General features: G+C 55.5%; 18 protein-coding genes. 14 read left to right on the top strand and 4 right to left on the bottom strand.

Annotation, left to right across the window (positions count from 1 at the left end):
• Positions 1-43 precede the first annotated feature (43 nt).
• A complete protein-coding gene (gene rdgC, locus ACX1CU_RS18405) occupies positions 44-955 on the bottom strand; it encodes a recombination-associated protein RdgC (protein WP_459399681.1) in 912 nt (303 codons plus the stop codon).
• 248 nt (positions 956-1,203) lie between these two features.
• On the opposite strand from rdgC, the gene mak reads away from it, so the two are divergent.
• Positions 1,204-2,109, top strand: a complete 906-nt coding sequence (gene mak, locus ACX1CU_RS18400; RefSeq protein ID WP_459399680.1) for a fructokinase — start codon at positions 1,204-1,206, stop codon at positions 2,107-2,109.
• Between the two features lie 28 nt (positions 2,110-2,137).
• Here the strand turns inward: mak and licT are convergent, their stop codons facing one another.
• From licT to sbcD, 3 genes are all read right to left on the bottom strand, one after another.
• Positions 2,138-2,995, bottom strand: a complete 858-nt coding sequence (gene licT / locus ACX1CU_RS18395; protein WP_459399679.1) for a BglG family transcription antiterminator LicT — start codon at positions 2,993-2,995, stop codon at positions 2,138-2,140.
• Positions 2,996-3,326: 331 nt separating this feature from the next.
• Entirely contained in the window at positions 3,327-6,563 is a 3,237-nt protein-coding gene (gene sbcC / locus ACX1CU_RS18390) for an exonuclease subunit SbcC (protein WP_459399678.1), read from the bottom strand.
• Entirely contained in the window at positions 6,560-7,789 is a 1,230-nt protein-coding gene (gene sbcD, locus ACX1CU_RS18385; RefSeq protein WP_459399677.1) for an exonuclease subunit SbcD, read from the bottom strand. The genes sbcC and sbcD overlap by 4 nt, the downstream gene beginning before the upstream one ends.
• Positions 7,790-8,007: 218 nt before the next feature.
• Between sbcD and phoB the strand changes: the two genes are divergently transcribed.
• From phoB to araD, 13 genes are all read left to right on the top strand, one after another.
• Positions 8,008-8,697: a phosphate response regulator transcription factor PhoB gene (gene phoB, locus ACX1CU_RS18380; protein ID WP_459399676.1), complete on the top strand. Its 690-nt coding sequence runs from the start codon at positions 8,008-8,010 to the stop codon at positions 8,695-8,697.
• Positions 8,698-8,721: 24 nt separating this feature from the next.
• A complete protein-coding gene (gene phoR / locus ACX1CU_RS18375; protein WP_459399675.1) occupies positions 8,722-10,038 on the top strand; it encodes a phosphate regulon sensor histidine kinase PhoR in 1,317 nt (438 codons plus the stop codon).
• A 15-nt stretch (positions 10,039-10,053) separates the two neighbouring features.
• The gene (locus ACX1CU_RS18370; RefSeq protein ID WP_459399674.1) at positions 10,054-11,001 is read left to right on the top strand and encodes a PstS family phosphate ABC transporter substrate-binding protein; all 948 of its coding nucleotides are present in this window, start codon (positions 10,054-10,056) and stop codon (positions 10,999-11,001) included.
• Between the two features lie 504 nt (positions 11,002-11,505).
• A complete protein-coding gene (brnQ, locus tag ACX1CU_RS18365) occupies positions 11,506-12,828 on the top strand; it encodes a branched-chain amino acid transport system II carrier protein (RefSeq protein WP_459399673.1) in 1,323 nt (440 codons plus the stop codon).
• A 71-nt stretch (positions 12,829-12,899) separates the two neighbouring features.
• Positions 12,900-14,303 (top strand): proline-specific permease ProY, encoded by a 1,404-nt coding sequence (gene proY, locus ACX1CU_RS18360; RefSeq protein ID WP_459399672.1) that lies wholly within the window; start codon positions 12,900-12,902, stop codon positions 14,301-14,303.
• A 253-nt stretch (positions 14,304-14,556) separates the two neighbouring features.
• Positions 14,557-16,380 (top strand): maltodextrin glucosidase, encoded by a 1,824-nt coding sequence (gene malZ / locus ACX1CU_RS18355; protein WP_459402855.1) that lies wholly within the window; start codon positions 14,557-14,559, stop codon positions 16,378-16,380.
• 351 nt (positions 16,381-16,731) lie between these two features.
• Positions 16,732-17,799: a zinc-binding dehydrogenase gene (locus ACX1CU_RS18350; RefSeq protein WP_459399671.1), complete on the top strand. Its 1,068-nt coding sequence runs from the start codon at positions 16,732-16,734 to the stop codon at positions 17,797-17,799.
• A gap of 121 nt (positions 17,800-17,920) precedes the next feature.
• Entirely contained in the window at positions 17,921-18,838 is a 918-nt protein-coding gene (locus ACX1CU_RS18345) for an ABC transporter substrate-binding protein (protein WP_459399670.1), read from the top strand.
• Positions 18,839-18,892: 54 nt separating this feature from the next.
• Positions 18,893-20,383: a sugar ABC transporter ATP-binding protein gene (locus ACX1CU_RS18340; RefSeq protein ID WP_459399669.1), complete on the top strand. Its 1,491-nt coding sequence runs from the start codon at positions 18,893-18,895 to the stop codon at positions 20,381-20,383.
• Entirely contained in the window at positions 20,380-21,369 is a 990-nt protein-coding gene (locus tag ACX1CU_RS18335) for an ABC transporter permease (protein ID WP_459399668.1), read from the top strand. Before ACX1CU_RS18340 ends, ACX1CU_RS18335 begins: the two co-directional genes overlap by 4 nt.
• Positions 21,370-21,385: 16 nt before the next feature.
• Positions 21,386-22,873 carry an FGGY-family carbohydrate kinase gene (locus ACX1CU_RS18330; RefSeq protein ID WP_459399667.1) on the top strand — a complete coding sequence of 496 codons (1,488 nt, stop codon included), beginning with the start codon at positions 21,386-21,388 and terminating at the stop codon, positions 22,871-22,873.
• A complete protein-coding gene (locus ACX1CU_RS18325) occupies positions 22,860-23,729 on the top strand; it encodes an L-ribulose-5-phosphate 3-epimerase (protein ID WP_459399666.1) in 870 nt (289 codons plus the stop codon). The genes ACX1CU_RS18330 and ACX1CU_RS18325 overlap by 14 nt, the downstream gene beginning before the upstream one ends.
• Positions 23,723-24,415: an L-ribulose-5-phosphate 4-epimerase gene (gene araD / locus ACX1CU_RS18320; RefSeq protein ID WP_459399665.1), complete on the top strand. Its 693-nt coding sequence runs from the start codon at positions 23,723-23,725 to the stop codon at positions 24,413-24,415. The genes ACX1CU_RS18325 and araD overlap by 7 nt, the downstream gene beginning before the upstream one ends.
• Positions 24,416-24,417 lie beyond the last annotated feature (2 nt).

Below are 24,417 nucleotides of genomic sequence, written 5' to 3'. Positions count from 1 at the left end.
ACCGCCGGGGTGCAACCATTGCATCCCGGCGGCTTTGCTCGCGTTATCGCTGCGCTTCGCCACCCAAGGCTTCAATGGTATTGCTGATCAACGCTGCCAGTTCGCTGGTCATCAGGATAAAATCGGCATCAAAACGCTGAGCGAAATCTTCACGGTCAATATCATCGTTCTGCTCGCGTAATACATCGGCAAACTTCAGGCGTTTAAGAGAGCCGTCGTCGGCCAGCACCAGTTGGATCCGCTCCTGCCAGTCTACCGCCAGTTTGGTCACCAGCTTGCCCGCTTCAATATGCACGGCGATCTCATCGCTGATCAGGTTCTGTTTCTTGCAGCGGATCACGCCGCCGTCTTCCAGAATGGCCTTCAGTTCGGCTTCATCCTGAATGATAAAACCGGCTGGCAGTTCACCGGAGCGCACCCATTCGGTCAACGTCAGCTCGATCGGGCTTTCCATGGTCAGCGGCACTACCGGCAGCGAACCCAGGCTTTTGCGCAGCAGTGCCAGAGTATCTTCGGCACGTTTGGCGCTGGCGGCATCCACCATGATCAAACCGTTGACGGTGTCGATCCACATAAAGGTCTGGTTAAAACGGCTGAAGGCGCGCGGCAACAGGCTGTGCAGCACTTCATCTTTCAGCGAGTCTTTCTCGGTTTTCTTCAGCTTGCGGTGCTGCTCGCCTTCCAGCTTATCGATCTTCGTCTGTAGCTCCTGCTTCAGCACTGGCGAAGGCAGGATCTTTTCTTCTTTACGGGCGCAGATCATGATTTGGCCGTTAACGGCGTGCGTCAGTGCGTCGCTGCGAGAGCCCATTGGCGAGACCCAGCCGGTTTTCGCCATATCCTGGCTGCCACACGGGGTGAACGCAAAGGCGCTGAGCTGTTTTTCCATTTCATCCGCGTTTAGCGCAACGTCGCGGCTCAAACGGTAAACCATCAAATTCTTAAACCACAGCATAGTGTTATCCCTGGCTGGGCGTGCATTTGTACCCCGAATTTCTCTTGCGGGTCGCACGCAGATTCGTCAAAAGCAGGGCGGCATGATAACGAATTGACGCTGAAAAAGCGCCTTATTCCCACCGATTTGCGTCGGCTCCCGCGTTTCTGTGACGCGTTTTCTGCAACGCTAACAGTGAGTAAAAGATTTTTTATCTGGGTTACATTAGGCTGTATATCCGTTGTTGTGGTGCGTTGAGGAGAAAAATCGTGCGCATTGGTATTGATCTGGGTGGCACAAAAATTGAAGTGATCGCGTTAGCCAATGACGGGCGGGAACTGTTCCGCCACCGTATTGCCACGCCGCGTCATGACTATCCGCAGACGTTGGCCGCCATTGTTGGGCTGGTGAGGTTGGCGGAAGAGCAAACCGGCCAGCAAGGTTCGGTTGGCGTCGGCATCCCCGGTACGCTGTCGCCTTTTACCGGGCTGGTGAAGAACGCTAACTCAACCTGGCTGAACGGCCAACCGCTGGATAAACATCTTTCGGCCATGCTGGCGCGAGAAGTCCGGCTGGCGAACGATGCCAACTGCTTGGCGGTGTCAGAGGCCACCGACGGTGCCGGGGCGGGCAGCCAAACGGTGTTTGCGGTGATCGTTGGCACCGGCTGCGGCGCGGGTGTGGCGATTAATGGCCAGGTACACGCCGGGGGGAACGGTATTTCCGGCGAATGGGGCCATAATCCGCTGCCCTGGCTGGATGATGACGAACTGCGCTTTCGCGCCGAAGTGCCCTGCTACTGTGGTAAACAGGGCTGTATTGAAACCTTTATCTCCGGCACCGGCTTTGCCACCGACTATGCACGGCTGAGCGGGGCTGCACTGAAAGGGGATGAGATCATGGCGCTGGTGCAGCAGCAGGATGCCACTGCTGAACGGGCGATTGCGCGCTACGAAATGCGGCTGGCGAAGTCTCTGGCGCATGTAATCAATCTGTTTGATCCCGATGTGATCGTCCTCGGGGGCGGCATGAGTAACGTGGATCGCCTGTACCAGAACGTGCCGCAGTTGGTGAAACCCTGGGTGTTTGGCGGCGAATGCGAAACCCCGATCCGCAAAGCGATCCACGGCGATTCCAGCGGCGTGCGCGGCGCAGCATGGCTGTGGCCGCAGTGATCAATGAGCTTCGCCAAGGAGGGAAACTTCACTCCTTGGCGATGTAATTCCCCTCGCTTTCGCTGCGCACCCGTTCAATGTGGATGGTCAGAAACATCATCTCTTCACGGGTCAGCCGGTGCTGATAGTGCTTCTCGATGTGCTGGTTGATTTTGCCAGCACAGGCGAAGGACTCGTGATATTTGTCTTTCACTACCTGGTACAGCGAATCATCGTCGCTGTCGACGTAGTTTTTCCCTAGCAGGCGCTGGGCGAAGAACTTCAGGTGGGTGACGAAGCGGTGATAGCTGAGCGCCTCTTCATTGTAATCAAAGCGGAAATGGTATTTGACGATATTCAGGATCTCCTGCATCACGCGGGTGATATGCAGGGTGTTGTGCATTTCGTCGTTAAGCTGGGCATTGACCAGATGCAGGGCAATAAAGCCGGCTTCGTCTTCCGGTAGCTGGGTTTCCAGGCGCTGGGCGATGATCGTCAACGCCTCCAGCCCAAGGGCAAACTCGTTCGGATAGAGCTTTTTGATCTCCCACAGCAGCACGTTCTTGATATCCAGCCCTTGCGCATGGCGCTGCAACGCGAAGTGGATATGGTCGGTCAGCGTAATGTAGACGATGTTGTGCAGTTTCCCCGGCAGCTTTTGGCGGGCGAGGGTGATAATCCGATCGGCGGTGGTAATGCAAGCCAGCGGAATTTCCGCCAGCAGCTCTTTGTAACGTTCGCTCATCTCGCCGCTGTTGAGGGTAAACACTTTCTCGATCAGGCTTTCATCGAGGCTATCACCGGCTTTCTTTTTAAAGCCAATGCCACGCCCCATTACCACCGTTTCTGCCTGATGGTCGCCCAGCGTAATCACTACGTTATTATTAAGTATTTTAGCGATTTTCATGGCTATTCCTGGCTTTTCAAACCCGCTGAAAACGAAAAAACCTGACATCCAGGAGCGATCCCGGAGGTCAGGTTTTGCCTATATATATTATACAGTGACAATCCTTTTATACCCGTCATACTTCAAGCTGCAGATGCGTTGGCTTTCCTCACTCACCCCAGTCACTTACTGGAGTAAGCTCCTGGGGACTCGCTGCGTCGCCGCCTTCCTGCAACTTGAATTATTTAGGGTAATTCTACCGCATGATAACCATTGTCAGCCGCGGCTCAACGCTTTTCGCCTTGTACTGCCGCCGTGATCACACTTCTTATCACTCTCGTTACTGAACGGCTTATTCGATGCGGAACTGTGATTCCAGCCTGCTGACGCCCAGCCCGTTGACTTTTTTCACCTTAATCTGCACCGGGATGCGCTCTTTCATCGCTTCAACATGGCTGATCACGCCGATGGTTTTGCCGGTGGCATTGAGGCTGTCGAGGGCGTCCAGCGCGGTATCGAGCGTTTCGGCATCCAGCGTGCCGAAGCCTTCGTCAAGGAACAGCGAGTCAATGCTGGTTTTATGGCTCACCAGATCCGACAGCGCCAACGCCAGCGCCAAGCTGACCAGGAAGCTCTCGCCGCCCGATAGGGTGCGAGTGTCGCGCAGAGCATCGGCCTGCCAGGTATCCACCACCTGTAGTTCCAGCGCATCGCTGGTTTTGCGCTGTAACAGGTAACGCCCGTGCAAGCGGCCAAGCTGGTGGTTGGCCAGATACACCAGATGATCAAGCGTTAACCCTTGGGCAAACTTGCGGAATTTGTCGCCCTCTTTCGAGCCAATCAGCTGATTGAGCGTGCTCCAGTCATCGTACTGTTGTTGGCTTTGCGCGATCTGCTCAAACAGCGTTTGCTGGTTCAAACGGCGCTGCGCATCGCTGCTTAATTGGTTGCGCACTTCCCCTTGGCGCAGTTGCAGCGTTTTTAGCTGTTCGACCAATTGGTTCAGGGCTTCTGGGGTGGCCAATGCCTCGTCCAGATCCGCCGGGCGGCTCAGGCGCTGCTGTTCCAGCGTTTGCACTGCCTGGGCCAATAGGGTGCTGGCTTGCACCTGGCGCTGCTGTAGCCGTTCTTTCTCTTGCTGTAATTGCTGGCGCACGCCGTCTTCGAGCAAGGCGGCACGCAGCGCCGCTTCATCGGTAAATTCACTGCTGGCGAGCGCCTGTTGCCAGTGCTGCTCAGCCAGTTGCAAGCGATCGGCATACTGCTGTTGCTGCTGTTGGAGGCCGGTGAGTTGGCCCATTAAGCGGTCGCGCTGCTCCTGCGCTTGGCTCAGCCGTTCTGTGGCCTGCTTGAGGGCGTTATCGCAGGCCGTTTGCGCCGCCTGCAATTGTTGGCGAACCTGCACTACCTGCTGTTCACCAAACAACGTGCTGCGTTGGCGATGCAGTTCAGCCAGGTTTTGCTCCTGTTGCTGCACCAATTGTTGCAACTTTTCAAGCTGGCGCTGGGTCTGTGCATGGTTTGTTTGCAGCAGGTTAAAACGCTCGTCCAGCAGCGCGATGTCCTGCTGGGTTTTCTGCTGCTCCTGTTGCAGTACGTTCAGCGCATCTTTGGCCTGCTGAACGGCGCGGGCGGCCCGATCGTGCTGCAATAGCCACTGTTGAGCCTGGTTCTCTTCGCTGTCGCAGGCTGCCAGCCAATCGTTCAGGTGCTGCGTATCGTGCAGGGTAAAATCAAACGCCAGCGGTGCGCTGAGCGTTTGCCAACTTTGCAAATGCTGTTCCTGCTGCTGCTCTTGTTGTTTCAAGCGCTGTTGCAGTTGTTGCTGCTGTTCTTTCAGGCTTTCACTGCGCGCGCGCAGTTCGGTGCCTTGCGTATGCAGCGCTTCGGCTGTTGCACGCATTTCTACTAGGCGCAGCGCGGTTTCTGAGGGTTTAACTGCCTGATACTGGGCGATCGCCGGGTGGTGGGTGGAACCGCACAGCGGGCAGGGATCACCGGTTTGCAGCCGGGCGCGCTCGGCCTCCAGGCTGACGATCAGTTTTTCCAGCTCGTGCGTTTTCTCAACGTCATTGAGATGGCTTTTGTGCTGTTTGTACTGTTGGCGGGTGCTCTCAAGCTGAGTTTCTGCCTCAGCCAACTGTTTCTGGCGAGCATCAAACTCCAGCCGTTGCTGCTCCAAGTACTGCTGGCCTTGTTGAAACAGCAACGCCAAGTTAGACAGTTGTTGGCGCACCGGGCGTAGCTCGGCCAGTTCCGTTTGGCGCAGGCGCAGTTTCTCCTGTGGAGATTGCTTTTCCAGTGCTGCCTGCTGTTGCCGCTGTTGTTCCAGCGCGCTGGTCAGCTCGGCCTGTTTCGCCTGAGCTTGGCCCGCCAAAGTGGCAAGCTGTGTGCGCTGGTTTGCCAGTTGTTCCAGCGTGCGGCGTTGTTGTTCATACTGTTTTTGGTTGTCGCTAAGCTCTTTTTGCGTCTCAGCCAGGGTGTTTTGTAACTGGCTAATCTGCTGATCGAGCGGCACCACTTTATCGATCAGGTTCTGCTGCTGCTGTTGATGTTCAATCTGCGCCTGTTTTGCCGTTTGCGCCTGTTCGAACTGCTGCTGCAACGGAGCGATCTGCGCCATTTGCTGTTGCTGCTGTTGCACTAACAGCGCGATCTGCTGTTGCAGGGCTAGGCTGTCTTGCTGGCAGCGGTTGCGCTCATCAAGCCGTGGGCGCAGCTTTTCTGCCGGTTCGCTGCGTGCCAACTGCTGCAAGCGTGGTTCCGCCTGCTGAGTGTCCTGCTGCACGGCGCTGAGCTGCTGTTGGTATTCCTGCAACTGCCGTTGGGCGTTGTGCCACTGTTGCAGCCAGTTCAACTGATGCTGGCGCTGCTGCGCCTGCTGGCTGAGCTGTTGCTCCTCAGCGCTAAGGGTGCGGAGCTGGTTTTCCAGAGTTTGGCGCTGTTCGTCATTCAACAGTTCAATACCGCTGGCGCGATGATGCAGGGCCTCCAGATCGGTTTTCGCCTGCTTGTGCTGCTCAAATACCCGCTCGGACAACCGGCCATAAATCTCGGTGCCGGTCAGTTCCTCCAGCAGTTCGGCGCGATCGTTGGCGTCGGCATTGAGAAACGCGGCAAACTGCCCCTGTGACAGCATCATCGATTTGGTGAAACGGCCGAAATCCAACCCGGTAATCGAGGCGATCAGATCCAGCTTATCCCGCACTTTATCTGCCAGGATCTTGCCGCTTTCCCGTAGCGCCAACTCCACTTTGGGGGCCTGTAAGTTACCGGTGGGATCGTTTTTGGCGCGGCGCTGGCTCCAGAAGGCGCGATAGCCGATGCCTTTCACCTCAAACTCCACTTCCGCCAGTGATTCAGCGGTATGGCGCGTCATCAGTTCGTTTTGGCTTGGCGTGACGTTCAGGCGCGGCGTTTGGTGATACAGCGCCAGGCAAATCGCATCCAGCAGCGTGGTTTTGCCCGCGCCGGTCGGGCCGGTGATGGCAAATAGCCCGTTGCTGGCGAAGGGTTCGGTGGTGAAGTCGATTTTCCACTCGCCCTGCAACGAGTTCAGGTTTTTCAGGCGCAGGCTCAGGATCTTCATGCGGAGGGCTCCTCATCCTGGTGTAAGGTTTCGACCACCTGTTGGAACATCTGGCGCATCCGTTGTTGGCGCGGTTCTGCCATTTCGCTCTCCAGCGCCAGCCGCCGTTCGAATACGTCGCCAACGCTCAGTTCATTCAGGGTTTCTTTATCCTGCTGGGCGATCACCAGGCGGCGTTGCTCTTTGCTGCGCCGCAGCAAGAGCACCTCGACCGGCAGATCATCGGCCAGTTGCTGGATGCGGCGCTGAATATCGCTAAGGTAATCCTGCGTGGCTACTTCGATATCCAGCCAAACCGGCAGTTCCCCCTGATAATCGGCAAATTGCCGCAGTTGCTGTTCGATCTGCTGAAGATCGCCTTTGATCAACTGCATCGGCTGGAAGGTGGGGACTTCCAGCGCAGTCACCTGTTGCAGAGCACCGTCGGCGAAATCGACCATCAATACGCTTTTGGCTTTACCCAGTTCGTCGAAGCTGAGCGGAATCGGCGAGCCGCTATAGCGAATATGTTCGGATTTAGCCACGTTCTGGGCGCGGTGAATATGGCCAAGAGCAATGTAGTCGGCCGGGGGGAAGGCCTGCGCCGGGAAGGCATCCAGCGTGCCGATGTAGATATCGCGCACCGAATCGGAAGTGGTCACCCCCACGGTGGTTAAGTGGCCGGTGGCGACGATCGGCAGCTTCAAGCCCAGCGCATCGCGGCGCGCGCAGGCCGCCTGATACAGATTATGATAATGCTCGGCAATGGCTTCCTGTAAGGCCTGCTGTTTTTGCGTGCCGGATTCCCCGGCGCGGCTGGTGAGCAGATCGCGTGGGCGCAGGAACGGGATGGCGCACAGCACCGCACCCGGTTGGCCGTCGCGCTGCTTGAGCACCAGGATCTGCGATTCGATCGCCGTTTGCGCATTGGCAATTACGGTAGTATTCAGGCAGGAAAGTAGTTCACGTGATTCATTCAGCGTGGCCACGGAATCATGATTGCCACCCAAGATCACCAACTGGCAGCCGGTGTGCTGCAATTCCACCACAAAGCGGTTGTACAGTTCGCGGGCATAGCTTGGCGGGGAACCGGTATCGAACAGATCCCCGGCGACGATCAGCGCATCCACCTGCTGCTGTTCCACCTGTTCGATCAGCCAGCGCAAGAAGGCCTGGTGCTCGGCGGCGCGGCTTTTGGTGAAAAAGTATTGGCCCAGATGCCAGTCAGAGGTATGAATCAGGCGCATGATACTCCCTGCATAAAATATAATTGCGGTGATTATAAGGGGGCTGAGTGCCCTGTCGTGACGCAAGCATTATGACATCTAAATGGTTTTTCTTTGATCGTTAGAATAATCACTATGCTTAGAGCCGCAAAGGCAGTGGTGATTTTCATAAAAGTGTCACAAAACTGACGCATAATGGCGCCGCAAAATAGCCTAATAACACATTGGCAGGGTTGACGATGGCAAGACGCATACTGGTGGTGGAAGACGAAGCGCCGATCCGTGAGATGGTGTGCTTTGTGTTGGAACAGAATGGTTACCAACCGTTGGAAGCCGAGGATTACGACAGTGCCATTGCGCGCCTGTCCGAGCCGTTCCCTGATTTAGTGTTGCTCGATTGGATGCTGCCCGGCGGTTCTGGCATCCAGTTTATCAAGCACATGAAACGCGAAGCGCTGACCCGCGATATCCCGGTGATGATGCTGACCGCACGCGGCGAAGAAGAAGATCGGGTGCGCGGCCTGGAAGTGGGGGCGGATGATTACATCACCAAACCCTTCTCGCCAAAAGAGCTGGTGGCACGCATTAAAGCGGTGATGCGCCGTATTTCACCGATGGCGGTGGAAGAAGTGATTGAAATGCAGGGGCTGAGCCTGGATCCTTCCTCACACCGGGTGATGGCAAATGAACAGGCGCTCGATATGGGGCCGACCGAATTCAAGCTGTTACACTTCTTTATGACTCATCCAGAACGGGTTTACAGTCGCGAACAGTTGCTTAATCACGTCTGGGGCACTAACGTTTATGTAGAAGACCGTACCGTTGATGTGCATATTCGCCGGCTGCGTAAGGCGCTGGAGACCAGTGGTCATGACAAGATGGTTCAAACCGTTCGGGGCACCGGCTACCGGTTCTCAACGCGCTATTAATCGCGCAATGTTGGAGCAGATGCCGTGTTAGAACGCCTATCGTGGAAGAGGCTGGCGATTGAGCTGGCCCTTTTTTGTTTGCCTGCTTTACTGCTGGGGCTGATTTTTGGTTTTTTGCCCTGGTTCCTGCTGGTTGCGGTGCTGATTGCACTGGTGTGGAATTTCTATAACCAACTCAAACTCTCTCACTGGCTGTGGGTCGATCGCAGCATGACGCCGCCGCCGGGCCGCTGGAGCTGGGAGCCGCTGTTTTACGGTTTGTATCAGATGCAGCAGCGTAACCGCCGCCGCCGCCGTGAGCTGGCGCTGTTGATCAAACGCTTTCGCAGCGGGGCGGAATCGTTGCCCGATGCGGTAGTGATGACCACCGTTGAAGGCAATATTTTCTGGTGTAACGGCTTGGCGCAGCACCTGCTGGGCTTCCGCTGGCCGGAGGATAACGGCCAACATATCCTTAACCTGCTGCGCTATCCGGAGTTCAGCCAGTATCTGCAACAGCAGGAATTCTCCAAGCCGCTGACGCTGCAACTGAATAATGAGCACTTTGTCGAATTCCGCGTGATGCCCTATTCCGAAGGGCAACTGCTGATGGTGGCGCGTGATGTCACCCAGATGCGCCAGTTGGAAGGCGCGCGCCGTAACTTCTTCGCCAACGTCAGCCATGAGCTGCGTACACCGCTGACGGTGCTGCAAGGCTACCTGGAGATGATGAGCGATCAGGAGCTTGATGGTTCACTGCGCGGCAAAGCGCTGAGCACCATGCAGGAGCAAACCAAACGTATGGACGGATTGGTGAAGCAACTGCTGACGCTGTCGCGCATTGAGGCAGCACCCAACATCGATATGAACGAAAAGGTCGATATCCCGCTGATGCTGCGGGTTTTGCAGCGTGAGGCGCAGTCGCTTAGCAATGGCAACCATGCGATCAGCTTCCGGGTAAACGAAAACCTCAGAGTGTTTGGTAACGAGGATCAGCTGCGCAGTGCGGTATCCAACCTGGTGTACAACGCCGTTAACCATACGCCGCCGGGCACCAATCTTGAAGTGAGCTGGCAGCAAACGCCGCAGGGGGCGCAGTTCCAGGTAAGCGATAGCGGGCCGGGCATTGCTGCCGAACATATCCCGCGGCTGACCGAACGTTTCTACCGCGTGGATAAGGCGCGTTCACGCCAGACCGGCGGCAGCGGGCTGGGGCTGGCGATCGTCAAACATGCGCTCAGCCACCATGATTCACGGCTGGAAATATTGAGCGAGCCCGGTATCGGCACGCGTTTCATCTTTACCCTGCCTAATCGGTTGATTGTGCCCGCCGCTTTGTCAGAGAATGCGGTGAAAAATTAACGCGTGGACTTGGTAATGGCCCGATTCACCCAAGGATTGCTGTTTTGCCTGATGCTGTTGCTCAGCTCTGGAGCGCTGGCGCAGCCGGACGGGATGCTTTCCGGCAATCTCTCCAGCGCCGGTTCCGACACGCTGGCTAATCTGATGGCGCTGTGGGGGCAGGATTTCAGCCAGCACTATCCTAACGTTAACCTGCAAATTCAGGCTGCCGGATCCTCAACGGCTCCTACCGCATTGGCGGCGGGCGCGGCGCAACTGGGGCCGATGAGCCGCCCGATGAAAGCGGCGGAAGTGGCGGCGTTTGAGCATCGCTATGGCTATCCGCCGCTGGCGGTGCCGGTGGCCGTTGATGCGCTGGTGCTGCTGGTGCATCAGGATAATCCGTTGCGTGGGCTGAACTTGCAGCAGCTCGATCAGATCTTCTCTTCCACCCGCCGCTGTGGCGAAAACACCGCGATTCAGCGCTGGGGCGAACTGGGGCTTCAGGGCAGTTGGGCACAGCGCACTTTGCAACGTTTTGGCCGCAATTCCGCTTCTGGCACTTACGGCTACTTCAAGCTGCGCGCGCTGTGTGGCGGTGATTTTATGGCGCGGGTGAACGAATTGCCCGGCTCGGCTTCGGTGGTGCAGGCGGTGGCGGGATCGTTAAGCGGCATCGGCTATGCCAGCATTGGCTTTCGTGCCAGCGGGGTGCGCTTGCTGCCGCTGGCGGAATCAGGCAACAACTATGTGACCCCGACGGAAACCAATGTGCGCAACGGCAGCTATCCGCTGGCGCGTTACTTGTATATCTACATTAATAAAGCACCTAACCAACCGCTGGAACCCTTGACCGCAGCGTTCCTTGATCGCGTGCTTTCGGTGCAGGGGCAGACGTTGGTGAATCACGACGGTTATCTGCCGTTACCCCCGGGGACGCTGCGCAAAACGCGCATGATGCTGGGGCTGGAGCAGGCCCGCTGAGTGACAAAAATTGAGCGCATGCCACGCATTGAACGATTGAATTTTGGTGTTGTCGCGCAATATTTAACCCCATAATTCACACTCTGTGAGTTTGCCGCTCAAAGATAATACAAATCATGTAGTGTATATTTATTGATAACCCCTATGATCGACTGGCTGCAAAATATTATCTGGACGATCGCTCTGCTTTCTTCACTGCATCTTGTCTTTTGGCGCTATAAACGTTTAACTTAGCCCCCGTTGCTGGACTAAACCTCCATTCACCCTTTGGTCTTTCAAGCCCGTTGCCGTTGGCTACAGCTTGAAATCTGTCGGGGATATAACTTCTAAAATTCTGCCCATCATCATGAGTGGTCATCTTTCGAGCAAGGACGAAGCGCCGGTTATTGTGCGTTTTTTGTGCTTTTTTGTCTCAGGATGCAATGGCAGACCAGCAACCTATTTAGGCATTTTGCCACCACACTGGCGGAAATTTATTCATTTTTACAGGCAACACAACATCCTATGAGTCAGCGTTTAACATCAAAAGATATTCTGGCGTTGGGGTTTATGACCTTCGCCTTGTTCGTCGGTGCCGGGAACATTATCTTCCCGCCGATGGTGGGTTTGCAGTCCGGCGAGCACGTCTGGACTGCGGCACTCGGTTTTCTGATCACCGCCGTGGGTTTACCGGTGATAACGGTGATCGCGCTGGCGCGCGTGGGTGGTGGTGTTGATGCACTGAGCACGCCGATTGGCCGCAGCGCAGGTTTGCTGCTGGCGACGGTGTGCTATCTGGCCGTCGGCCCGCTGTTTGCCACCCCGCGTACCGCTACCGTTTCCTTTGAAGTGGGGATCGCCCCGTTGACCGGTGACGGCCCACTGCCGCTGTTCATCTATAGCCTGGTTTATTTTACGTTGGTGATCGGTATCTCGCTGTATCCGGGCCGCTTGCTCGATACCGTGGGCCATATTCTGGCTCCGCTGAAGATCGTGGCGCTGGCCGTTCTGGGCATTGCCGCACTGGTGTGGCCTGCCGGTGCACCGATTCCGGCGGTAGAGGCTTACCAGAGCGTGCCTTTCTCCTCCGGTTTTGTGAATGGTTACCTGACCATGGATACGCTCGGGGCGATGGTGTTCGGCATCGTGATCGTCAATGCTGCACGTTCGCGTGGGGTGAAAGATGCCGGTCTGCTGACCCGTTATACTATTCTGGCGGGGTTGATCGCCGGTATCGGCCTGACGCTGGTGTATCTGAGCCTGTTCAAACTGGGTTCCGGCAGCGGCGTGTTGACGCCTGATGCCACCAACGGCGCGGTGATCCTGCATGCTTACGTGCAGAATACCTTTGGCGGTTTGGGGAGTTTCTTCCTGGCGGCGCTGATCTTTATCGCCTGCATGGTAACGGCGGTGGGCCTGACCTGTGCCTGCGCCGAGTTCTTTGAGCAGTACCTGCCGTTCTCTTACAAGACGCTGGTGTTTATTCTGGGCCTGTTCTCAATGTTGGTTTCCAACCTTGGTCTGAGCCATCTGATTAAGATCTCGATCCCGGTGCTGACCGCAATTTATCCCCCTTGCATCGTGCTGGTGGTGCTGAGCTTCACCCTGCGTTGGTGGAACAGTAGTTCACGAATTGTTGCGCCGGTGATGTTAGTCAGCCTGTTGTTTGGTATTCTTGACGCCGTGAAAGCGTCCAGCTTCCAGCATCTGATGCCAGCATGGACCGATAATCTGCCGCTGGCGGTGCAGGGTTTGGCATGGTTGCCACCTTCGCTGCTGATGTTGGCGCTGGTCGCAATTTATGATCGGGTTTTTGCACGCAGCCGCGAAGTGACTGTGCACTCATAAACCTGCGGTCTTAACTTTGGGCCACGGACTTGTCCGTGGCTTTTGTTCGTTTAAAGGGACAGGTCATTTCCATGCAACAACAATCATCCACCGCAGCACCCAATAAGCTGAAGCGTGGCCTCAGTACGCGCCACATTCGCTTTATGGCTCTCGGTTCCGCTATCGGTACCGGTTTATTCTACGGTTCTGCTGAAGCCATCCGCATGGCGGGCCCCAGCGTTCTGCTGGCTTACCTGATCGGCGGTATCATCGCTTTTATCATCATGCGCGCACTGGGCGAAATGTCGGTCAACAACCCGCAGGCCGGTTCGTTCTCGCGCTATGCCCAGGATTACCTTGGCCCGATGGCCGGTTACATTACCGGTTGGACCTACTGCTTTGAAATCCTGATCGTGGCGATTGCCGACGTGACGGCGTTCGGCATCTATATGGGCGTCTGGTTCCCCGAGGTGCAGCACTGGATCTGGGTATTGAGCATTGTGCTGATCATCGGTGCGATTAACCTGATGAGCGTGAAGGTGTTTGGTGAACTGGAGTTCTGGTTCTCCTTCTTCAAAGTAGCCACCATTATCGTCATGATCGCAGCCGGTGTCGGTATCATTATCTGGGGCATTGGCAACGGCGGCCAAGCGACCGGTATTAGCAATCTGTGGACCAACGGCGGCTTCTTCAGCAACGGCTTTATCGGCATGCTGCTGTCGCTGCAACTGGTGATGTTTGCCTATGGTGGCATCGAGATTATCGGTATTACTGCCGGAGAGGCCAAAGATCCGAAAGTGTCGATCCCGAAGGCGATCAACTCGGTGCCATGGCGCATTCTGGTGTTCTACGTGGGGACGCTGTTTGTCATCATGTCTATCTACCCGTGGAACCAGGTTGGCACCAGCGGCAGCCCGTTTGTTCTCACCTTCCAGCACATGGGGATCACCATGGCGGCAGGTATCCTTAACTTTGTGGTGATCACCGCGTCACTGTCGGCGATCAACAGCAATGTGTTCGGCGTTGGCCGTATGATGCACGGCTTGGCAGAGCAGGGCCATGCACCGAAGGTATTCAGTAAAATCTCCAAACACGGTATTCCTTGGGTGACGGTAGTGGTGATGATGGCGGCGCTGCTGATTGCCGTATACCTCAACTATGTGATGCCGAAGGACGTATTCCTGGTGATTGCCTCACTGGCGACCTTTGCTACCGTGTGGGTGTGGATTATGATCCTGATCTCGCAGATCGCTTTCCGCCGCAGCCTGAGCAAAGACCAGGTGAAGAAGTTGGACTTCCCGCTGCGTGGCGGCGTGTTTACGTCGGTGATTGCCATCATCTTCCTGGTGTTCATCATTGGTCTGATCGGCTACTTCCCAACCACCCGCGTTTCTTTGTATGCCGGGTTGGTGTGGGTCGTGCTACTGCTGCTGGGTTACTACATCAAAGTGAACCGCCAGAAGAAGCAGGCAGGATTGGCAACACAGCAAGATTGATGTGAAAAATACCGGCCCTGACCCGCAGGGCCGGTATGGTTAGATAACTCTCCCTTCCAGATTTGCTCAAAAAAACTCTCCATATCAAAAGCGCCTTAGCTAAAAGGCAACAGGGTGATTTTACCCTGGAATCCGCATCTCCACCCCTCAACTCATCCCTGAGTTTGTCGAACAGAGAGGAGGGGAAATGGCACTCGACGTGGCATTGTTCGGGGCATTAAATAGTGCCGTCTATTACATCAGGAGAACCTTAATGCTTAACGCCTGGCATCAACCCGTTCCCCCCTTCGTGGTGAAGAAAGGGCAACGTCTGGAGATCACACTTTGGTTGCAGGGTGATGATCTGCCCGAGCAGATCCTCTTACGCACCGAGTCGGACAATGAGGAATGGCTGCTGAAAATGAAGGCGCAGGCCTCGGAAGGCCTGTGGCGCTATCATGCCAGCTTGGCGCTCAATGAAGGCGAGGCCACCCGGCGCTACTGTTTTAAGCTGCTGTGGGCCGATCGCCAGCAGTGGTTTGGCCCGCAGGGTTGGTCGTTGATCCCGCCGGGGCAACTGGCACAGTTTGCGATCGATGAGCCGAATCATAGCCCGATGTGGGTGGCCGATCAGGTGTTTTACCAGATATTCCCCGATCGTTTTGCCAGCAGCGGTGCCGCGCATGGTATTAAAAGCGGCAGCTATCGCCATCATGCGGCGGGTTGCAATGTGGTGCGCCGCGATTGGCAACATCCGCTGGAAGAGAAACACGCGGCGTCGACTTTCTACGGCGGCGATCTGGATGGCATCAGCGAGAAACTGCCGTACCTGCAACAGCTTGGCGTAACGGCGTTGTATATCAACCCGATCTTCACCTCACCGAGCGTGCATAAATACGACACGGATGATTATTATCAGGTCGATCCGTACTTTGGCGGCAATGAAGCGCTACAGCGCTTGCGAGTAAGCACTCACAAGGTGGGCATGAAAATGCTGCTGGATGGGGTTTTCAACCATACCGGCGATTCACACCCGTGGTTTGATCGCTATCAGCAGGCCGAGCAGGGCGCTTGCCATAACCCAGATTCCCCTTATCGCGGCTGGTTTAATTTTTACCCGGATGGCGAGGCGCTAACCTGGAAGGGCCATACCAATCTGCCCAAGCTCAATTTTGCTGAACCACAGGTGGTGGATGTTATTTATCGCGCCGACAGCAGCGTGGTGCGCCATTGGATGCGGCCGCCTTACAGTATCGACGGTTGGCGGCTGGATGTGGTGCATATGCTGGGGGAGAACGGCGGAGCAGAGGGTAATTTGCACCATTTGGCTGGGATTTATCAGGCGGTCAAGCAGGAGAACCCGGAAGCCTATGTTTTGGGCGAGCATTTTGGCGATGCCCGCCGTTGGCTGCATGCCGGAGTCGAAGACGCAGCCATGAACTATGTGGGCTTTGCCTTACCGGTGCGGGCGTTTCTGGCGGGCCAGGACGTAGCCTATCATCCGGTACAGATTGATGCGGCCGTTTGCGCAGAGTGGATGGATGGCTATCGTGCCGGGTTGCCGCACCATCGTCAGCTTATTCAGTTTAACCAACTGGACAGCCACGACACCGCTCGCTTTTTGACAATGCTGGAAAATAACACCCAGCGTATGCAGATGGCGGCGGTGTGGCTGATGAGCTGGATTGGGGTGCCCTGCCTGTATTATGGCGACGAAATTGGTTTGGACGGCGGCAACGATCCGTTCTGCCGCAAAACCTTTCCGTGGGATGAAAGTCAGTGGGATCACCAACTGTTAAATCTGTTCCAACGCCTGATTGCGCTGCGTAAGCAGAGTAAAGCGCTGCGGCGCGGCGGTTGCCAGGTGCTGTATGCCGCAGGAGAAACGCTGGTGTTTGTACGTACTTACCAGCAAGAGCAGGTACTGGTGGCGCTGCAACGCAGCGGCAGCAGCGAAGCAGTATTGCCATACAGCCCGTTGTTGGCTAAAGGGCAATGGCAACGGTTAGAAGGGGAAAGCGAACTCAGCGCAGCAGACACAGGGCTGCAATTACGGCTAGGTGCTGAATCTGCTTCGCTTTGGCGGCTTAACCGCTGAATCTTTAGCCACTCTCTCCAACAAGCTGAGCGTTGCGATTGACTGCAACGCTCAGTTCATTCCCCACCTTATTCTTCAATGCCTACCCTCTGCTAATGTGATCACGATCGGAAATCTGTAGCACTTTTAGACTAGATGTTAATGAACTGTGACTCCGTTCAAACATTTGTTTTCTAAGCTTTGGTTATATGATGATTAATGTTTACGTTGTCATTTATGGTTTTCATGGGTGCTATATGTCTAATGTGATGAAATATATAAATTAACAGTCATATTGATTTTTTTAAAACTAAAAATGACAACGTCAACATTTTGGTTTTTAGCCTGATAAAATTGATAATGGAGAGTGAAATGAACCAGTTACCAGAGAAGATGCGAGCGGTGGTTTGCCATGGTCCACAAGACTACCGTTTTGAACAGGTGCCGACACCGTTGCCAAAAGCCAAGGAGTTGGTGATCAAAGTTGAAGGCTGTGGGATCTGTGCCGGGGACTGTAAATGTAAAAACGGTGCTCAAATGTTCTGGGGCGAAACGCCTTGGGTAAAACCGCCGGTGGTGCCGGGCCACGAGTTTTATGGCCGCATCGTCGCCATGGGCGAGGGTACTGAGAAAAAGTACCGGATTGGTGAGCGGGTGATCGCCGAGCAGATCGTGCCTTGCTGGGAATGCCGTTACTGCAAGTCCGGCAGCTATTGGATGTGTGAAACGCACAATATTTACGGCTTTCAGAAAGATGTCGCCGAAGGCGGGATGGCGGAATATATGCGCTTTTCGGAAAACGCTATCGTGCATAAGATCCCGGAAAGCCTCAGCCACGAAGATGCGGTGCTGATCGAACCGATGGCCTGCGCCATCCACACCGTTGCGCGCGGTGATATTCAACTGGATGACGTGGTGGTGCTGGCCGGTGCCGGGCCGCTGGGGTTATGCATGGTGCAGGTTGCGCGGCTGAAAACGCCGAAAAAGCTGATTGTGATCGATGCCATTGATGAGCGCCTGGAGCTTGCCAAAGAATTTGGTGCCGATGTGGTGATCAACCCGCTGAAAGAAGATGCCGATAAAATCGTCAAAGACTTAACTGATGGCTATGGTTGTGATGTTTATATCGAAGCGACCGGGGCTCCTATCGGGGTGACGCAGGGCCTGCAAATGATCCGCAAGCTGGGGCGCTTTGTTGAGTTCAGCGTATTTGGCAAAGAAACCACCGTCGACTGGTCAATTATTGGCGATCGCAAAGAATTGGATATCCGCGGTGCGCATTTGGCACCTTACAGCTATGAAATCGCCATCGATCTATTTGAACGTGGTCTGGTCACTTCCAGAGGCGTGGTCACCCACAGTTATTCATTAAACGATTGGGATCAGGCTTTTGCAATCGCCGACTCAACGGATTCTATTAAGGTTATTTTGGTTCCTTAATTCTAGATTTTAAACGACGATTTAAATGCTTTTTACCAAGCATGGGATGCTATTGCTGTTAAACAGGTTAATTCATATTGTTGTTCTGATAATAATGACTCACCCTACAGGAGAATAAAATATGTTTTCTTTTATCAAAAAAACGCTGCCGGTTATTCTGGCAGGCGGCATGCTGATTGCCAGCCAATCAGTAATTGCCAAGCAAGTTACCATTGGTGTTTCCTTTCAGGAGATGAATAACGAATATTTCGTCTCAATGAAGCAGGCATTAGAACAGGCGGCCAATGATATTGGTGCCAAGGTGTATATTGCCGATGCCCGTCACGATGTATCCAAGCAGATTAATGACGTTGAAGACATGCTGCAAAAGAAAGTGGATATTTTGCTGATTAACCCGACGGATTCGGTTGGCGTGCAGTCGGCGGTGATTGCGGCCCATAAAGCCGGGGCGGTGGTGGTGGCGATCGATGCCCAGGCCGAAGGCCCGCTGGATTCCTTCGTTGGTTCAGAAAACTATGATGCCGGTTTCCAGGCCGGTGAATACCTGGCGAAATCACTGGGTAACAAGGGCAAAGTGGCGATCCTGGATGGCATCCCGGTGGTGCCGATTCTTGAACGCGTGCGCGGCTTTGAGGATGCCATTAAAAAGCACCCGGAGATGAAGATCGTCACCAAGCAAAACGGCAAGCAAGAGCGTGATACCGCACTGACGGTGACCGAAAACATGTTGCAATCAACGCCCGATCTGGCCGGTATTTTCAGCGTTAACGACGTAGGTGCCTTGGGAGCCTTAGCGGCGATTGAAAGCAACGGTGCCAAGGTCAAACTGGTGAGCGTTGATGGTCACCCAGAAGCGATTAAAGAGATCCTGAAGCCGAACTCACCGTTTATTGCTACCTCCGCCCAGTTCCCGCGCGATCAGATGCGTATCGCCCTGGGAATTGCGCTGGCGCGTCACTGGGGAGCCAACGTACCGAAGACCATTCCGGTGAAAGTGAAGCTGATCGACAGCAGCAACGCGGCCGGTTTTAGCTGGTAAGCGCTTATTATCGCTCTGCCCAGTGGTGGAGCGATAAAGTCGGAGGAGTTTATCGTGACGGCACTATTAGAATTAAAGCAGATAAAGAAATCCTTTCCGGGTGTGAAAGCGCTGGACGGTATTGATCTCACTATTCAACCCGGCCAGATACATGCCTTGCTGGGGGAGAATGGTGCCGGTAAATCTACGCTGGTTAAAATCATGTGCGGTATTCACCAACCGGACTCTGGCGAAATAATTATCGAAGGTAACCAGCAGCACTTCGATAATTACCGTCAGGCTATTGATGCCGGTGTAGGGATTATATTTCAGGAGTTTTCGTTAATTCCTTATATGAACGCCATCGACAATATATTCCTCAATCGGGAAATCAAAAACCACTGGGGATTATTAGACCGAAAAGCCATGCGTAGAAAGGCCGAGTCGATATTCAAACGCCTGGCGGTGAATATCGTTCTCGATTGCCCGGTTGAACAACTCAGCGTTGCTCAGCAGCAGTTTGTCGAGATCGCCAAAGCCCTGTCGCTGGATGCGCGCGTTCTGGTGTTGGATGAACCCACGGCTACGTTAACCCCAGGCGAAGCCGAGCACCTGTTCAGCGTGATGAACGATCTGAAATTGCTTGGCGTCGGCATGGTGTTTATCTCCCATCATCTGGACGAAATCTTCACCGTCTGCGACCAGATTACCGTGCTGCGCGATGGCACTTATGTACAGACGTTGCCCACGGCGGATACCAACGTGGATGAACTGGTGAAGCTGATGGTCGGGCGCAAAATCGAGAACGCTTTTCCGCCGAAGCTGCACGCGGTAGACACATCGATACGCCTGCTGGAAGCCAGCATCCAACGCAGCAAACAGCAGCAGGAAGATAATTTCCATCTGTTCAAAGGGGAGATCCTGGGTTTTGCCGGATTGGTGGGCTCTGGCCGTACAGAAACAGTATCTGCACTGATTGGTGCAAGTGCTTGCTATCGCAAACGGGTCAGTCTCAGCGGGCAACCCGTAACGCTGCGTAACCCGGCAGAGGCGCTGAAGCAAGGTATCGGTCTGCTGCCGGAAAGCCGCAAAACCGAAGGGTTGGTATTGCCGTTTTCCGTAGCCCAGAACATCACGCTTAATCGCCACGAGCGCTTCGGCAAGATTTTTGTCAATAGCCGCAAGGACAACGCCAACGTGCGCCGTCTGATCCTGGAGGTTGGGGTGAAAACGCCGGATCCGGATACGGCGGTCAACACCCTGAGCGGCGGTAATCAACAGAAAGTGGTCATTGCCCGCTGGCTGAACAATGACTGCAACATTCTTATCTTTGATGAGCCGACACGCGGGATTGACGTTGGTGCGAAGTCTGAAATTTATCAGATGATGCAACAGCTCACGCAGGAAGGCATTTCTATCATCATGATTTCATCAGAATTACCGGAAATTATCGGGGTTTGCGATCGCGTTCTGGTATTTCGCGCTGGCCACATCGTTGCCGAATTGAGCGGTGATGAAATCGAGTCTCACAACATCATGCTACACGCGACCGGGAGTGCATTATGATCGGAATTGAACAGTCTCAACCTACCCGCTATGCCCCAAAGCAGAGCCTCGGCAAGCGCTGGGATAAATGGCTGCACCACCCTGCCGTGTTGCCATTTATCGGCTTTGTCATCCTGTTCTTATTGATGAGCCTGTTTAATGACAGCTTTCTCACGGTCAATAACCTGACCAACGTAGCGCGGCAGGTATCAATTAACGCCATTATCGCGGTGGGGATGACCTGCGCGATCCTGACCGGGGGGATCGATCTCTCAGTCGGGCCGGTGATGGCGCTGTCTGGCTCGATTGCCGCCGGGCTGATGCTCGGTGGGATCCCCATTCCGCTGGCGATGGTCGCCGCATTGCTGATTGGCGCTCTGTTCGGTTTGGCCAACGGTGCCTGTATCGCTTATCTGCGGATGCCGCCGATCATCGTGACGCTGGCATCGATGGGCATCGCCCGCGGTCTGGCGCTGCTGTACACCGGGGGGTATCCGATTTCCGGCCTGCCAGAGATGTTCTCCTTCTTCGGACGCGGCTCGTTGTTGGGCATTCAGGTGCCGATCCTGATCATGGCTGGCGTTTATGTCCTGGCGTGGCTGATGCTGAATCATCTGCCGTTCGGCCGCTATGTTTACGCCATTGGTGGCAACGAAGAGGCCGCGCGCCTGAGTGGTATTCGCGTATCTCGCTATAAGGTGCTGGTGTACGTGGTCAGCGGGGTTACTGCGGCGCTGGCGGGGTTGGTCTTGACCTCACGCCTGATGAGTGGGCAACCGAACGCCGGTGACGGCTTTGAGCTGGATGCCATCGCCGCCGTGGTGCTGGGCGGTGCGGCGATCTCCGGTGGACGTGGCGCGATTATCGGCACCCTGGTCGGCGCGATGATGCTTGGCGTACTGAACAATGGCCTCAATCTGATGAGCGTCTCACCCTACATTCAGAACGTGGTTAAGGGCGGCATTATTCTCGCGGCCATTTACCTCAGTTCTAGTCGCCGTAAATAACGGCAGGGGCACAGCGATGAGATATTTTCTAGGCGTTGATATTGGTGGCACGGTGATCAAGGCGGGGCTATATCGCGCTAACGGTGAGGAAATTGCCGTTGCGCAATGTGATGGTGAAGCCTTATCCCAGCAACCGGGTTTCAGCGAGCGCGAGATGGAGGCGTTATGGCAGGATCTTTGCTCGACCATCCGTCAGGTGCTGCACAAGGCGGCGGTCAGCGGTGATCGGGTGCACGGCGTCAGTTTTTCATCGCACGGCAAAGGGCTGTATGCGATTGATGCGCGCGGCAAGCCGGTACGCAACGGTATCGTTTCATCAGATACCCGCGCTGCTGCGATGGCCGCCGACTTACAGCGGCAAGGGGTTGAAGAGATTACCTATCCCCGCAGCTTGCAGCCCATCTGGAGCAGCCATCCGGCGGTGTTATTGCGCTGGCTGAAGCAGCATGAACCTGCGCAGTACGACGCAATTGATGCCGTGCTGATGGCGCACGACTATCTGCGCTTTCGCCTGACCGGCGAGGTGGCAGCGGAGGTGACCAATATCTCCGGCAGCAACCTGTTTAATCAGAAGGTTGCGGACTACGATCCGCAACTGATGGCGGCCTTTGGCATTGAGGAGGTGGTGGATAAAACCGCGCCGCTGTTGGGATCGGCCGAACTGGCCGGGCAGATCACCGCCAGCGCCGCTGCGCAGTGCGGATTGTCTGCCGGAACGGCGGTGTATGGCGGTTTATTTGATGTGGTGGGCGCCGCGCTCTGTTCCGGGGTGCTGGACGATCGCATTCTGAGCACGGTGGCGGGCACCTGGTCGATAGCCACCTGCGTGACCGAAAGTGTGCTCCCCTCTACGCACCCTTTTGCCTGGGGGCGTTACTGCATGGCGGACCGCTATTTTGTGCACGAAGGTAGCCCAACGTCAGCGGGCAATCTGGCCTGGTTCTTACGCCAGTTTTGTGACAACGACCATCAGCGCTACGCGCAATTCAACCGTTGGGTGGCTGAGCGCAGCCAGCAGCCCAGCGATATTGTGTTTTTACCCTACCTGTATGGTTCCAACCTCGGCAGCAACCTGCCCGGCGGGCTGATCGGCCTGGGGGGCCACCATGATATGGCCGATATTGTTCATGCGATTTATCAGGGCATCGTGTTCTCGCATCTGATTCATCAAGATCGCATGGTGGCGCTGAACCCACGGGTGGAACGGATCCGCATGACCGGTGGCCCGACGCAGTCGGCCATCTGGATGCAGATGTTTGCCAACGCGGGCAATTTGCCGCTGGAGGTGGTGGATATCCAGCAAAGCGGCTGCCGCGCTGCCGCACTCTGTGCCGCCGTGGGCGCGGGCGAATACGCCAGCTTTACCGAAGCGGTGCAGGTGGTTCAGCCTGAATTACACACCTATTTCCCCGATGCGGCTGCCAACCGGCGTTTACGCGATCGCTTTGCGGGCTATCTGGCGATCGCCCAGGCATTAAATGAGGTCAAGAATGCAAACCACTAATACTCTGTGCCTGGGGCTGTACGAAAAAGCCTTGCCAGCACAGCTTGATTGGGCGCAACGGCTGGATATTGCCAGTGAGTTGGGCTTTCAGTTTATGGAGATCTCCATTGATGAGCAGCCCGAACGCCAGCAGCGTTTGGACTGGGATCGTCAACAGCGTTTAGCGCTGATTAACGCCCGCTTTGACAGCGGCATCGCCTTGCCCAGTATGTGCCTGTCGGCACATCGGCGTTACCCTTTTGGCAGCGCCGATGCAGCCACCCGCCAGCAGGCGCGGGTGTTGATGGAGAAGGCGCTGGACTTTGCGGTGGACGTCGGCATCCGAAATATTCAACTGGCGGGCTATGATGTCTATTACGAAAGTTCGGATCGCCACACGCGTCAGCGTTTTATCGAAGGTATGCAGTGGGCGGTTGCGCTGGCGGCCAAGGCTCAGGTGATGCTCTCGGTGGAGATCATGGATACCCCCTTTATCAACAGCATCAGCAAGTGGCGCGAATTCTCGCGGCAGATTGCCAGCCCGTGGTTCACCGTCTATCCCGACATCGGCAACCTGAGCGCCTGGGGCAATGATGTGGCCTTTGAGCTGGAACAGGGCATCGATAAGATCACCGCTATCCATTTGAAAGACACCTTAGCGGTGGCACCTGGCGCTGCGGGGCAGTTTCGCGATGTGCCTTTTGGCAGCGGCTGCGTCGATTTTGCCCATACCTTTGCCGTGTTAAAGCGCTTGAACTATCAGGGCCCGTTCCTGCTGGAGATGTGGGCGCGTAACGATGGTGAAGATAAGCAACACATCGCTCAGGCCAAACGCTGGATTGAGCAACAGAGGCAAAAAGGGGATATGGCATGTTAAGCGAACTGAAACAGCAGGTGTTGGCGGCCAATCTCAGCCTGCCCGGCTACGGTTTGGTGACCTTTACCTGGGGGAATGTGTCGGCGATCGACCGCCAGCAGGGTCTGGTAGTGATCAAACCTTCCGGGATCGCCTACGACGAAATGACGCTGGATGATTTGGTGGTGGTGGATTTGGACGGCGTGGTGCGCGAAGGGCAGCGCAAACCCTCTTCCGATACCGATACCCATCTGGCGCTGTATCGCGCATTCCCGCACATCGGCGGCGTTGTGCATACCCATAGCCGCAATGCCACCATCTGGGCGCAGGCCGGGCAGCCGATCCCGGCGTTGGGCACCACCCATGCCGACTATTTTTATGGCGATATTCCCTGCACGCGGCCAATGAGTGAGGCAGAAATTGCCGGTGATTACGAGCGGGAAACCGGCAACGTGATCGTTGAAACTTTTCAGCTGAGCGATCGCGATCCGCAGCAGGTGCCCGGCGTGCTGGTCTATTCTCATGGCCCGTTCGCCTGGGGCAAAACGGCGGCCGATGCGGTGCACAATGCGGTAGTCATGGAGGAAGTGGCGGCGATGGCGATGGCTACGCGGCAGTTGGCACCGGCGATCTCACCGATGCAGCCGGTGTTGCTGGATAAGCATTTTCTGCGTAAACACGGTAAAAATGCCTACTACGGGCAGTAGAA

The organism is Serratia sp. D1N4, from assembly GCF_054552755.1.
The sequence above is the reverse complement of the archived record's forward strand: the minus strand, read 5'-3'. Positions and strand labels throughout refer to the sequence as shown.